Genomic DNA, 12,997 nt, shown 5'->3' on the forward strand with positions numbered 1-12,997 from the left:
CGTGGCCTCGGCGTCGCCCGGCGGAGGTGGCTTCTTCTCCAGCCTCGCCCACAAGGTGGGCTTGGGCGGCCCGACCGCCGATACGACTGCCGCGACGCCACCGCCTCCGACGCCGGCCCCGAGCAAGCCAAGGGTAGCTGAGGCCAAACACCCGGACGCTGCGAAGCCGGCCCCGAAAGCGCCGGAGACCAGGCAGGCCGCCAACCATCCGCCTCTCAAACCATCAGCCGCGGATACATCGGCCGATCAGCCATCGGGGATTCCGGCCGGCACACAAGTGGTCAGCGGCGCTCAGCCCATCGTGCAGGCCAATTCGTTCGAGAATCGCTTCTCGGCAGTCAAGTAAGGCCGGTCTTCCCGCTTATCCGGCACCTCGATCAGCGCAATTTCCGAACACGCGATAATACGCGAGCATTGAATTGCCGCGACGGCCGATGGCGCTCATGAGTTTGACGTAGCCAAATACGCGGTACTGCCGCCCCTTCAATCACGCAGCAGTCCCGCGCGCGTGACGACTGGCGATCAAGCGTACCTGCCGTGGCAGTGCTTGTACTTCTTGCCGGAGCCGCAGGGGCAATCCTCGTTGCGGCCGATCTTGCCCCAGGTCGCCGGATTTTTCGGGTCGCGGTTGTCGGAGGCCTGCGGCACGAGTGAGGCGCTGGCGAACGCCATCTCGTCCTCGCCGGTGTTGGGATCGAGCTTGTGGACCTCCATGGCGGGCAGCGCCGGCGCCTGCTCTTCCGGCGGCACGATCTCGACCCGCATCAGCTGCGCGGTGACTGCCTCGCGCAGATGCGCGATCATCGCCTCGAACAAGCTGAAGGCTTCCGACTTGTATTCCTGCAGCGGATCGCGCTGGCCGTACCCGCGCAGCCCGATCACCTGGCGCAAATGGTCGAGCATGATCAGATGCTCGCGCCAGAGATGATCGAGCGTCTGCAGGAGAATGGTCTTCTCGACGTAGCGCATCACGTCGGGGCCCCATTGCGCGACCTTCGCCGCCATCCGCTCGTCGACGTGCTTTTCGATGCGCGACAGCAGCTCTTCTTCGGCGATGCCCTCTTCCTTGGCCCATTCATCGACCGGCAGATCGACATCGAGCACGCGCTTCAGCTCTTCCTTCAGCCCCGCGACGTCCCACTGCTCGGCATAGGCATGTTCGGGCACGTGCTTGGCAACGACGTCGTCAACGAAGACGTGGCGCATGTCGGCGACCGTCTCGGCGACGCTCTCTTCCTTCATCAGATCGATCCGCTGGTCGAAGATCACCTTGCGCTGGTCGTTCTGGACGTTGTCGAACTTCAGCAGATTCTTGCGGATGTCGAAGTTGCGGGCCTCGACCTTCTGCTGCGCCTTTTCCAGCGCCTTGTTGATCCAGGGATGGATGATGGCCTCGCCCTCTTTCAGGCCCAGCCGGGTCAACATCGTATCGAGCCGGTCGGAGCCGAAGATCCGCATCAGATCGTCTTCCAGCGACAGGAAGAATTTTGAGCGCCCGGGGTCGCCCTGCCGGCCGGAGCGGCCGCGCAGCTGGTTGTCGATGCGCCGGGATTCGTGGCGTTCCGAGCCGATGATGTAGAGGCCGCCCGGCTTGTTCACGGTCTTCGCCGGCTTGGCGCCCTTGGCGGGCTCGATCTCGACAACCTCCTCGGCCTTCAGTACCAGATCGCGGAACCGCTCGATGTCGGCCTTGATGCGCTCGATCCGTGCGGCCTTCTCGGCCTCGTCGGTGACCTCCGACGTCTCCTGCAAGAGACGCATGTCGAGCGAGCCGCCGAGCTTGATATCGGTACCGCGGCCGGCCATGTTGGTGGCGATCGTGATCGCGCCGGGCACGCCGGCCTCGGCCACGATATAGGCTTCCTGCTCGTGGAAGCGCGCGTTCAGCACCGCGAACAGTTTTGCCGGCTTGCCGGCGCGGGCCGCGGCATAGAGCTTGTCCAGCGCGCCCGGAGTGCCGAAATCGATCTGCTTGTAGCCGTGCTTTTTCAGGTACTCGGCGAGCACCTCGGATTTTTCGATCGAGGCGGTGCCGACCAGAACAGGCTGCAGCCGCGAATTGGCGCGCTCCACTTCGGCCAGGATCGCGGCGTATTTCTCGTTCTGGGTGCGATAGACCTCGTCGTCCTCATCGAGCCGCGCGACCGGCAGATTGGTCGGGATTTCCACCACTTCCAGTTTGTAGATGTCGAATAATTCATCGGCTTCGGTCAGCGCCGTGCCGGTCATGCCGGCGAGCTTTTCGTACATCCGGAAATAGTTCTGGAACGTGATCGAGGCCAGCGTCTGGTTTTCCGGCTGGACCTGCACATGCTCCTTGGCTTCGAGCGCCTGGTGCAGACCTTCCGAATAGCGCCGGCCCTGCATCATGCGGCCGGTGAACTCGTCGATGATGATGACTTCATCGTCGCGAACGATGTAATCCTTGTCGCGGGTGAACAATGTGTGCGCGCGCAGCGCCTGATTGATGTGATGCACGACGGAGACGTTCTCGACGTCGTACAGCGACTCGCCCTTGAGCTGGCCCGCATCGCGCAGCAGGGTCTCGATCTTCTCCATGCCGGCCTCGGTCAGCGTCACCGTGCGCTGCTTTTCGTCGACCTCGTAATCGGTCTTGTCGAGCCGCGGAAAGAACGTATCGATCGTGTTGTAGAATTCGGAACGGTCGTCGAGCGGACCGGAAATGATCAGCGGAGTGCGCGCCTCGTCGATCAGGATCGAGTCCACTTCATCGACGATGGCGTAGAAGTGGCCGCGCTGGACCATGTCCTCCAGCCGATACTTCATGTTGTCGCGCAGGTAGTCGAAGCCGTATTCGTTGTTGGTGCCGTAGGTGATATCGCAGCCATAGGCCAGCTTGCGCTCGCTGTCGTCGAGGCCGTGGACGATCACACCGGTGGTCATGCCGAGGAAGGCGTAGATCTGGCCCATCCATCCGGAGTCACGCCGGGCGAGGTAGTCGTTGACGGTGACGACGTGAACGCCCTTGCCGGCGAGCGCGTTGAGGTAGACCGCCAGCGTCGCCACCAGGGTCTTGCCCTCGCCGGTCTTCATCTCGGCGATGTCGCCTTCATGCAGCACCATACCGCCGATCAGCTGCACGTCGAAATGCCGTTGGCCGAGCGTGCGCTTGGCGGCCTCGCGGACGGTGGCAAAGGCGGGAACCAGGATCTCGTCGAGCGTCTTGCCGTCGGCGAGCTGTTTGCGAAACTCGGCGGTGCGCGCTTTCAGCGCCTCGTCCGAAAGCGCCACGAGTTCGGGCTCAAGGGCATTGATCGCTGCAACGCGGGATTGATATCCCTTCACCCGCCGGTCGTTGGCGGAACCGAAAAACTTGCGGGCGAGCGCGCCGATCATGCCGAAATTCCTAACTTTCGCGGTTACGGCGTTGCGCCGTGGCCTGGTCCACCTGGTTACCTATCAACTCGCCGTGACGCGCTGCGGCACCGTCTGAACCCGGGAGCATCCGCCGAATGAGTTGGAGTTGAGCATTTCGGGGTTCAACGGCCAAAAACGCAGCAAATATAAGCGGTCTCGCCATCGACACGATAGCCGACAGATATGGCTGGGTGGCAGCCTTGTCAACGGCGCCGCGACCGTCGAAGCTGTCAAGGATTTCATCATTTTGACAGAGTTTCGCGTTGCCAAGGCCGCTTGATTGGGCGAGTGTCCCGGCCGCTCAAATTGACCATCCCGAACAGGTAAGGATTTTCCATGACGACTTCGTTCCTGGTAACGAAAACCGCCCCGCGCCTTGGCCTTACCACCGCATTGGCTGGCTGTTTGGCGGTGGTTCTGTTCGCGGGCCCGGTCCGTGCCGAAGACAAGGTGCTCGCGAAGGTCAACGGCTCCGAAATCCACCAGAGCGACGTCGCGCTGGCCGAAGAGGAACTGGCGACCAGCCTGGCGCAGATGGATCCCGCGACCAAGGACGCGAACGTGCTCTCGTTCCTGATCGACATGAAGGTCGTCTCCAAGGCCGCCGAAGACCAGAAGGTTCAGGACAGCGACGATTTCAAGAAGCGCCTGGCGTTCACCCGCAGCCGGCTCTTGATGGACAGCTTGCTGGCCAGCCAGGGCAAGGCGGCGACCTCCGACGACGCCATGAAGAAGGTCTACCAGGACGCGTCCAAGGAAATTTCGGGCGAGCAGGAAGTCCACGCCAGGCACATCCTGGTCGAGACCGAGGACGAGGCCAAGGAGGTCGAGGAGGAATTGAAGAAGGGCGCCGATTTCGCCGAACTGGCCAAGAAGAAGTCCAAGGATCCCGGCGCTTCCGACGGCGGCGATCTCGGCTTCTTCACCAAGGACCAGATGGTGCCGGAGTTCTCGGCGGTGGCGTTTTCACTCGAACCCGGCAAGGTCTCCGACCCCGTGAAGACGCAGTTCGGCTGGCACGTCATCAAGGTCGAGGAAAAGCGCAACCGCAAGGCGCCGGATTTCGATCAGGTGAAGGCGCAGATTGAAACTTATGTGACGCGCAAGGCTCAGGCGGATTACGTCTCGAAGCTTCGCGAGGCCGCCAATATCGAACGCTTCGACAAGCCGGAAGAGACTGCCGCGAAGACCGATGGCAAGACCGATGCCAAGCCGGACGACAGCAAGGCGGCACCCGTCAAGAAGTAGTTCATCGACGTTTTCCGTCCGGCCCGCGCCGCGGCAGGCATGACGCAGATCATCAGCCGGATGAGGATGCCTCATCCGGCTTTTGCATTTGGTGCGGCGGCCACTCCCCGCGCCTGCTGAGAGGTGATACAGAGCGCTTCCTTTTTGCTCTCATTGCCGGATGCCCCAATGCCCTCAGCCGTTTCGCCGCTCGCCCCGCCCGAAGTCCCCAACATGCCGGTCATCGCGGGCGTCAAGCTTGCGACCGCGGCGGCCGGCATCCGCTATCAGGGTCGCACCGACGTGCTGCTGGCGATCCTCGACAAGGGCACCACGGTCGCGGGTGTCTTCACCCGATCGAAATGCCCGTCGGCGCCGGTGGAATGGTGCCGGGCGAAGCTCAAGGGCGGCAAGGCGCGCGCGCTGGTGGTCAATTCGGGCAACGCCAATGCGTTCACCGGCAAGACCGGACGGCAGTCGACCGCATTGACCGCAGCGATCGCCGCCAAGGCGATCGGCTGCGGCGCGAACGAGGTGTTTCTGGCCTCGACTGGCGTGATCGGCGAGCCGCTCGACGCCACGAAATTCGACGGCGTGCTTGGCAGCCTGGCCGACGGCGCCTCCACGGGCGACTGGATGAGCGCGGCAGAAGCCATCATGACCACCGACACCTTTCCGAAGGTGGCCACCGCGACCGTCAAGCTCGGCAACACCGCTGTCACCATCAACGGCATGGCCAAGGGCGCCGGCATGATCGCGCCGGACATGGCGACCATGCTGTCCTTCATCTTCACCGACGCCCCGATCGCGGCTGGCGCGCTGCAATCGCTGCTCAAGAGCGGCGTCGAGGACACCTTCAATGCCGTCACGATCGACGGCGACACGTCGACGTCCGACACCCTGCTTGCATTCGCCACCGGCGCTGCAGCCGCCAACGGCGCGCCGAAGATCAGCCGCGCCAGCGACCCGCGGCTGAATGCGTTCACGAAAGCCTTGCGCGAGGTGATGGCCGACCTGTCCGAACAGATCGCCCGCGACGGCGAAGGCGCGCGGAAGCTGGTCGAGATCATTGTCGAGGGCGCCGTGTCGAAAGCCTCGGCGCGAAAGATCGCGATGTCGGTTGCAAACTCGCCGCTGGTGAAGACCGCGCTCGCCGGCGAAGACGCCAATTGGGGCCGCGTGGTGATGGCGGTCGGCAAGGCCGGCCAGCCGGCCGATCGCGACAAGCTGTCGATCGCATTCAACGGCATCCGCGTCGCGAAAAGCGGCGCGCGCGATCCTTCCTATGACGAAGCGGAGGTCTCGGCGACAATGAAAGAGCCGAAGATCCAGATCAGGATCGGGCTTGGGCTCGGCAAAGGCCGCGACCGGGTACTGACCTGCGACCTGACCAAGGAATATGTCGCGATCAACGGCGACTACCGGTCATGACAATGAGCGTCATGCGCCGCTCACTGCCGACACGCACGAGACGACGAAGGGCCAATCACTGCCCTTCGGTTTTCGGCGGCTCCTTGGGCTCCTTGGGCTCCTTGGACATGCGATCGAGCCGCTCCTGCATGTCTTTCATCTGACGCCTGAGATCGTCGATGTTGCCCTCTTCCGTCGGCGAAGGCTCCGTCGTCTTTTCCATCTCGGCCCCGGCGCGCGGCGGCACGAATGGCTTGAACATCGAAAAGGTCTGCTGGAACAATTCCATGTTGCGGCGGACGTGTTCTTCGAGCGGCGCAAACGGCATGCCGCTGAACGTGTTCGCCAGTTGCTTGCGGAATTTCTCCTGCTCGCGGGTCAGCGTATCGATGGATTGCTCGAGATATTTCGGCACCACCATCTGCATGCTATCGCCGTAGAAGCGGATCAGTTGCCGCAGGAAGGTGGTCGGCAGCAAGTTTTGGCCGGCCTTATTTTCCTGCTCGAAGATGATCTGCGCCAGCACCGAACGGGTGATGTCGTCGCCGCTCTTGGCATCGTAGACGAGGAAATCCTCGCCGTCCTTTACCATCGCCGCCAGATCCTCGAGCGTCACGTAGGTGCTCGTTCCGGTATTATAGAGCCGTCGGTTCGCGTATTTCTTGATTGTGGTGGGGTGTTCTGACTTTGCCATGGGCTCACACATGCAAACCGGGAAAACGGGGAACCCGACGGCAACGCCGAAGGGCGGACGGGGCTAGGCAACGCAACAAAATAAGCATTTTCAACGGAGTTCGGCTACCGTTTTGTGCGACACGGTTAATTCCCAAGCATCCGCCCTGCTCAGGAACTGTCCAAGAACGCCATTTTGAATGCGCCGCGGCGGGAATCCGGGCCTCGGCCGATTGACATGCCTCAACGACGTTAACAGGATGGGAATGAGAGACTGGCCCGCCATTCCGGCGCTTCCCGACTTCCGCGACCCCTCGAGCCCCCAGGAGATGCCCATGTCAGACGATGTCGTCATCGTCAGCGCCGCCCGTACCCCGGTCGGCAGTTTCAACGGTGCGTTTGCGACCATGCCGGCCCACGATCTCGGTGCCGTCGCCATCAAAGCCGCGCTGGAGCGCGCGGGTCTTGAACCGGCGCGGGTATCCGAGGTGATCATGGGCCAGATCCTGACCGCTGCTCAGGGCCAGAACCCGGCCCGTCAGGCCTCGATCTCGGCGGGCATCCCGGTCGAGAGCCCGGCGTGGGGCGTCAACCAGCTCTGCGGCAGCGGCCTGCGCACGGTGGCGCTTGGCTACCAGGCGCTGCTCAACGGCGATTCCGACATCGTGGTCGCCGGCGGCCAGGAATCCATGAGCATGGCCCCGCACGCCCAGTACCTGCGCGGCGGCATCAAGATGGGCGGCGTCGAGTTCGTCGACACCATGATCAAGGACGGGCTGTGGGATGCCTTCAACGGCTACCACATGGGCAACACCGCCGAGAACGTCGCCCGGCAATACCAGATCACCCGCGCGCAGCAGGATGAATTCGCGGTCGCCTCGCAGCAGAAGGCTGAGGCCGCTCAGAAGGCCGGCAGATTCAAGGACGAGATCGTGCCGGTGACCATCAAGAGCCGCAAGGGCGACATCGTGGTCGATACCGACGAATATCCGCGCCATGGCGCGACCATCGAGGCGATGGCCAAGCTGAAGCCGGCATTCGAGAAGGACGGCACGGTGACCGCCGGCAGCGCCTCGGGCATCAACGACGGCGCGGCCGCCGTCGTGCTGATGACTGCCAGGCAGGCGGCCAAGGAAGGCAAGACGCCGCTTGCGCGCATCGTGTCATGGGCGCATGCCGGCGTCGATCCCAAGATCATGGGCACGGGGCCGATCCCGGCCTCGCGCGCCGCATTGAAGAAAGCCGGCTGGAATATCGCCGACCTCGACCTGATCGAGGCCAATGAGGCGTTCGCGGCGCAGGCCTGCGCGGTCAACAAGGACCTCGGCTGGGACACATCCAAGGTCAACGTCAACGGCGGCGCGATTGCGATCGGTCATCCGATCGGCGCCTCCGGCGCGCGCGTGCTCGTCACGTTGCTGCACGAGATGCAGAAGCGCGACGCCAAGAAGGGCCTCGCCACGCTCTGTATCGGCGGCGGCATGGGTATCGCAATGTGCATTGCACGCGACTAAAAAGACGGCAGCAATTGCGAACAGATTATTCTTTCGCAGCCGCACAGCGCTGAACTAACCTGAACTAAAGAGAAAACGCCCGGAATCTGTTTCCGGGCGTTTTGCTCTTGATGTTGGTCAAACCGCTCGCATAATCGCCGTAACATAAAAAGCGTAGTTCAAATGCGCCCGAGGACACGCCAAGGGGTGCGTGAATGGACACGTCAAGGGAAGGATTCGACATGGCACGGGTTGCGTTGGTCACCGGAGGAACGCGCGGTATCGGGGCTGCGATCTGCAAGGCGTTGAAGGCTGCCGGCTACAAGGTTGCCGCCAACTACGCCGGCAATGACGCGGCGGCAGAGAAGTTCAAGGCAGAGACCGGGATCGCCGTCTACAAATGGGATGTCAGTTCGTTCGACGCCTGCGCTGCCGGCGTCAAGCAGGTCGAGGCCGATCTCGGCCCGGTCGAGGTGCTGATCAACAATGCCGGCATCACCCGCGACACCGCATTCCACAAGATGACGATCGAGCATTGGAACGCCGTGATCAACACCAATCTCGGCTCCCTGTTCAACATGACGCGCCAGGTGATCGAGGGCATGCGCTCCCGCAAATTCGGCCGCGTCGTCAACATCTCCTCGATCAACGGACAGAAGGGCCAGTTCGGGCAGGTCAATTACTCCGCGGCGAAGGCCGGCGATATCGGCTTCACCAAGGCGCTCGCCCTGGAGAACGCCAAGGGCGGCATCACCGTGAACGCGATCTGCCCGGGCTACATCAACACCGAGATGGTACAGGCGGTGCCGAAGGACGTGCTGGAGAAAGCCATCCTGCCGCTGATCCCGATCGGCCGCCTCGGAGAGCCGGAAGAGGTCGCGCGGGCGGCGGTGTTTCTCGCCTCCGACGAGGCCGGCGCCATCACCGGTTCGACGCTGACGATCAATGGCGGGCAGTACATGGTGTGAGCGATATCCGGCCCTGAACGACGTCCAGGGTCGGTAAAAGGCGACCTTCGCGCCGTGCCCACCAGGCTTTGGGGAGACAAAGAAGGTGGGCTCGCTGCGCCCCTGCGCACGATGAGCTGCGATCAGCTCAAGGCTTCCAGCCCTCCGGAGCCATTTCAAACCCTGCGAATTCGAAGCCTGGCGCGACAGTGCAGCCGACCAGCGTCCAGTCACCCGTGGACTCGGCGCATTGCCAGGCGGACACCGGCACGATCGCCTGCGGCCGCTCGCCGGCCGTGAGGTCAGCGCCCAATCTCACGACGTGCTCGCGGCAGCCGTCATTGGCGATCCTCAAGGCCAGCGCGCTGCCCGCGTAATAGTGCCACATCTCCACCGCATCGATCCTGTGCCAATGCGAGCGCTCGCCGCGCGCCAGCAGGAAATAGATCGCGGTGGAGCGCGCGCGGCCATTGGCGTCGACGCGTACGTCGCGAAACGTCTCGCGATAATGTCCGCCTTCGGGATGCGGTCTCAGCTCGAGGCGCGCGATGATGTCGGCAGCAGTCGGTTCATGGTCCATCAGGAGCCTGGGATTTATTCTCCGGGAATTAGTCTCTAGGATTTGTTTTTGCGCTCGCGCAATTCGCGGAACACGTCTACGGCCGTTGCGCCCTTCATGTGCAGCTTGATGGCGACCGCGGGATCATCGGCGCGCAGGAAGACGTTGGCTTTCTTCTCCTCGCCAAGCAGCGAGGGAATCGTCGGCTTGTTGTCGGCGCGCAGACGTTTCACCTCTTCGGCGCGCGCCTGCAAGGCGGCATTGTCGGGCTCGACCGTGAGCGCGAATTTGACGTTCGAGGCGGTGTATTCGTGACCGCAATAGAGCCTGAAGTCATCCGGCAGCGCACGCAGTTTCAGCAGCGAGTCCCACATCATGGGATAGCTGCCTTCGAACACCCTGCCGCAGCCGATCGAGAACAGTGTGTCGGCGGCGAACAACGCCTTCTCGCCGTCGAACACATAGGAGATGTGATCCAGCGTGTGGCCCGGCGTCTCCAGGACCCGCGCCAGCAGGCTTCCGACTTTCACGACATCGCCATTGGCGACACGGAGATCGGCATGGGCGATCTTGGTTGACTTATCGTGGGGTGCGACCACACGGCAACCGTATTTCTGCTTCAGCTCGGCGACGCCACCGACGTGATCGCCATGGTGATGGGTGATCAGAATATCCGTCAACGTCCAGCCTTCGCGGTCCAGCGCCGCGATAATGGGGCCGGCCTCCGGCGCGTCGATGGAGGCGGTGGCATTGGTTGCGCCGTCGTGGATCAGATAACCGAAATTGTCGGACAGGCAGGGGAAGGTGCGGATTTCGGCGGCCATGATATCTCCATCCGAGGTAGCGGGGGGCTTGGCAACCCGGCCTGGCGCGGTTCGATCCCTCAGAGATATGGCGTTAATGCTGATCGGGCAATGCAATATTCCGCGCGCCCGCCGCGCTTCGGGCGTGTTAGATTGTTGTCATGAGCAGCATCGATGTCATCGACCTCCGCGACTTCTATTCGCAGCGCCTCGGCATCGTCGCACGACAATTGATCAATCGCGGCATCCATGCCCGCTGGCCCGGCGCGGAAGGCCAGCGCGTGCTCGGAATTGGTTATCCCACACCCTATCTCGGCCTATTCCGCGAGGATGCCGAGCGCTGCATCGCCTTCATGCCGGCGGCCCAGGGCGTCCTGAAATGGCCGACTGCGCGGCCGACGCTCGCCTCGCTGGTCGACGAATTTTCCATGCCGCTGCCGGATGCCGCGGTCGACCGCGTGCTGCTGGTCCATGCGTTGGAAATGTCCGACGATCCGGCCGGACTTTTGCGCGAGGTGTGGCGGGTACTGGCTCCATCGGGGCGCGTCATTGCGGTGATCCCCAACCGCCGCGGCGTATGGACCCGCACCGACAATACGCCGTTCGGTCACGGCCGGCCCTATTCACGCTCGCAAATCACCCAGTTGCTTCGGCAGACCTGGTTCACGCCGACGGCATGGAGCGAGGCGCTGTTCATGCCACCGTTCGCCCACGGCTGGTTCCTGCGCTCCGCCATGGCATGGGAACGCGTCGGCGCGGTGCTGTCGCTGCCGGTCGCCGGCGTGCATATCGTGGAAGCCACCAAACAGGTCTACCGCGCGATCCCCGCGCATCGCGAACGCACGCGGCTGATTCCAGCGCTGGAACCGGTACTGGTTCCGTCGTCAACGGCGACGCGAATCTCGCCACCTTCCCCGCTTGCCAGGGAAGGCGCCTAAGATTGGCGGACCGTCCGCTTACTCGTTGCCGGGATTGAAATCCTCGCTGGGGGCTGCGGCCGGCTGCGGCGCGGCAGCTCCTTCGGGACGCGGACCATGCGGCCGGCGTCGGCGCCGCGGGAAGCGTTCACCGCCGCCATTGTTCTCGTATCCTCCGCTCGCGATCTGCGGCTGCGGGCCGGTGATGAAGGACGGCAGTCGGTCGACGCCGCCCGTGTCCGCGATCACCGGCTGGGGTTGCGGCTGCGGCGGCTGATATTGCGGCTGAGGGCGATGCTCGCGCTCGCGATGATGTTCGCGCGGCTGCTGTTGCTGCGGATCGCGCTGAAAGGACTGCCCCTCGCGCTGCGAATCGCGCGGCCCGTTGTCGCGCAAATAGGGCTGCGGCTGCGCCGGGACGAAGCCGGGCTCCTGACCAAAGCTCGAAAAACCGTCGCTGTCGTCATCGCCGTCTTCACTCGTCACGTCGTCGATGCGCGGCTGCGGCTGGTTCTGGCGCAATTGCTCCTGGGCCGCGGCGATCAGGCGGAAATAATGTTCGGCATGCTGGTAGTAATTCTCGGCGGCGACGGGATCGCCTGACGACCGCGCATCGCGCGCGAGCTGCACGTATTTCTCCGCGACGTGCGAAGCGGTGCCACGAATCTTGATGTCGGGTCCGTTGGATTCGAACACCCGGGTCATCGGGTTCTGGCCGCGCCGGTTATTGTTGTTGTTGTTGCTGTTATTGTTCCGGTTGCGCATCCGCTTATTATTTTGACCGTTTCTCATGTCCTGCCTTTATTCCAGCCCTAAGTTAAAAGCCTTGCGTTGGCGTTGGAAGCATTGGCCCCAAATCGACCGGGCGCGCGCATCCAATGCATCCGATCGCGATGCAGCTCCCATCCATGCCGATTAACATCGACCATCGCGTTCAACAAAGACGCGTTCCCCACCCGCCAGCGCTCATCGCCAGCGAATCCTTCATTCGGCTTGCCGAAACCAGCCCAGTTTTCTTGCGTAGGTCTTTAAGCGCAATATCAGGCTTTCGTTCACTTTTGCGGTCTCGGGAGCGGCGCAGCTAACTTTGAGCCATCGCGCTCGATAGGACCTGCGTTGTGGAACCTTTGAACCGGCGCGGCTCTCGCTGCGAGAGCTCTGGCTTTCACCCGTAGCGTCCACGGGGCCTGCGCCAACGTTGTAACCGGAACGTAGTCGCTCCCGGGCAATATTCCAAGTGGTTTTTGGGTGACAATCGGCCTTTTATCGCGACATTTTTCGGGCCGCAAGCGCCCGGGCGATACCCGAAAGATCGGTTTTTGGCGGACCCTCGAGGATTAACCCCGCCTTAGTCATCAAACCTTCAATGTCGCGGGCCTGGCCGATTCCCGCTTCCACGACCAGCGCCCCGCCCGGGAGAAGCAACCGCTCGGCTTGCGGGATCAGCGCACGGTAGGCGCCGAGCCCGTCCGCGCCGCCGTCGAGCGCCACTCGCGGATCGTGGTCGCGGACCTCCGTCGCAAGGCCCGTGATCTCGGACGAAGGGATATAGGGCGGATTGGAAACGACCAGATCGAAGCGACCCGACAGG

Annotated in this window: 10 protein-coding genes and 2 pseudogenes; 6 read left to right on the top strand and 6 right to left on the bottom strand. The window is 63.1% G+C overall.

The genetic code is table 11. The features are described 5' to 3' along the window. Positions 1-346 (top strand): annotated as a pseudogene (locus WCB02_RS09515) (L,D-transpeptidase family protein); the annotation flags it as partial. 176 nt (positions 347-522) lie between these two features. On the opposite strand, the gene secA reads toward WCB02_RS09515, so the two are convergent. Beyond that, complete coding sequence (gene secA / locus WCB02_RS09520; protein ID WP_423957772.1) at positions 523-3,357, bottom strand: preprotein translocase subunit SecA; 2,835 nt, start codon at positions 3,355-3,357, stop codon at positions 523-525. 357 nt (positions 3,358-3,714) lie between these two features. Here secA and WCB02_RS09525 point away from each other — a divergent pair, with 357 nt between their 5' ends. Together WCB02_RS09525 and argJ are read left to right on the top strand one after the other, a co-directional pair. Next, positions 3,715-4,626, top strand: coding sequence for a peptidylprolyl isomerase (locus WCB02_RS09525; RefSeq protein WP_423957773.1), 912 nt, complete (start codon positions 3,715-3,717; stop codon positions 4,624-4,626). A gap of 168 nt (positions 4,627-4,794) precedes the next feature. Further along, positions 4,795-6,036, top strand: a complete 1,242-nt coding sequence (gene argJ, locus WCB02_RS09530; protein ID WP_423957774.1) for a bifunctional glutamate N-acetyltransferase/amino-acid acetyltransferase ArgJ — start codon at positions 4,795-4,797, stop codon at positions 6,034-6,036. A 55-nt stretch (positions 6,037-6,091) separates the two neighbouring features. On the opposite strand, the gene phaR is transcribed toward argJ, so the two are convergent. Then, positions 6,092-6,709, bottom strand: coding sequence for a polyhydroxyalkanoate synthesis repressor PhaR (gene phaR, locus WCB02_RS09535; RefSeq protein WP_423957775.1), 618 nt, complete (start codon positions 6,707-6,709; stop codon positions 6,092-6,094). Positions 6,710-7,022: 313 nt separating this feature from the next. Here phaR and WCB02_RS09540 point away from each other — a divergent pair, with 313 nt between their 5' ends. Continuing rightward, positions 7,023-8,201: an acetyl-CoA C-acetyltransferase gene (locus WCB02_RS09540; protein ID WP_423957776.1), complete on the top strand. Its 1,179-nt coding sequence runs from the start codon at positions 7,023-7,025 to the stop codon at positions 8,199-8,201. A 221-nt stretch (positions 8,202-8,422) separates the two neighbouring features. Then, on the top strand, positions 8,423-9,148 hold the full coding sequence (gene phbB, locus WCB02_RS09545; protein WP_423957777.1) for an acetoacetyl-CoA reductase: 726 nt from the start codon (positions 8,423-8,425) through the stop codon (positions 9,146-9,148). A 127-nt stretch (positions 9,149-9,275) separates the two neighbouring features. Here phbB and WCB02_RS09550 read toward each other — a convergent pair whose 3' ends face one another. Both WCB02_RS09550 and gloB read right to left on the bottom strand, forming a co-directional pair. Continuing rightward, positions 9,276-9,707: a cupin domain-containing protein gene (locus WCB02_RS09550; protein WP_423957778.1), complete on the bottom strand. Its 432-nt coding sequence runs from the start codon at positions 9,705-9,707 to the stop codon at positions 9,276-9,278. A 35-nt stretch (positions 9,708-9,742) separates the two neighbouring features. Next, positions 9,743-10,510, bottom strand: a complete 768-nt coding sequence (gene gloB / locus WCB02_RS09555) for a hydroxyacylglutathione hydrolase (RefSeq protein ID WP_423957779.1) — start codon at positions 10,508-10,510, stop codon at positions 9,743-9,745. 140 nt (positions 10,511-10,650) lie between these two features. On the opposite strand from gloB, the gene WCB02_RS09560 reads away from it, so the two are divergent. Continuing rightward, complete coding sequence (locus WCB02_RS09560; RefSeq protein WP_423957780.1) at positions 10,651-11,427, top strand: class I SAM-dependent methyltransferase; 777 nt, start codon at positions 10,651-10,653, stop codon at positions 11,425-11,427. 18 nt (positions 11,428-11,445) lie between these two features. Here WCB02_RS09560 and WCB02_RS09565 read toward each other — a convergent pair whose 3' ends face one another. Further along, positions 11,446-12,198 carry a DUF4167 domain-containing protein gene (locus tag WCB02_RS09565; protein WP_423957781.1) on the bottom strand — a complete coding sequence of 251 codons (753 nt, stop codon included), beginning with the start codon at positions 12,196-12,198 and terminating at the stop codon, positions 11,446-11,448. A 471-nt stretch (positions 12,199-12,669) separates the two neighbouring features. Next, positions 12,670-12,997, bottom strand: a pseudogene (locus WCB02_RS09570) (peptide chain release factor N(5)-glutamine methyltransferase); the annotation flags it as partial.

This window comes from Bradyrhizobium sp., from assembly GCF_049581145.1.
Taxonomy (GTDB): domain Bacteria; phylum Pseudomonadota; class Alphaproteobacteria; order Rhizobiales; family Xanthobacteraceae; genus Bradyrhizobium.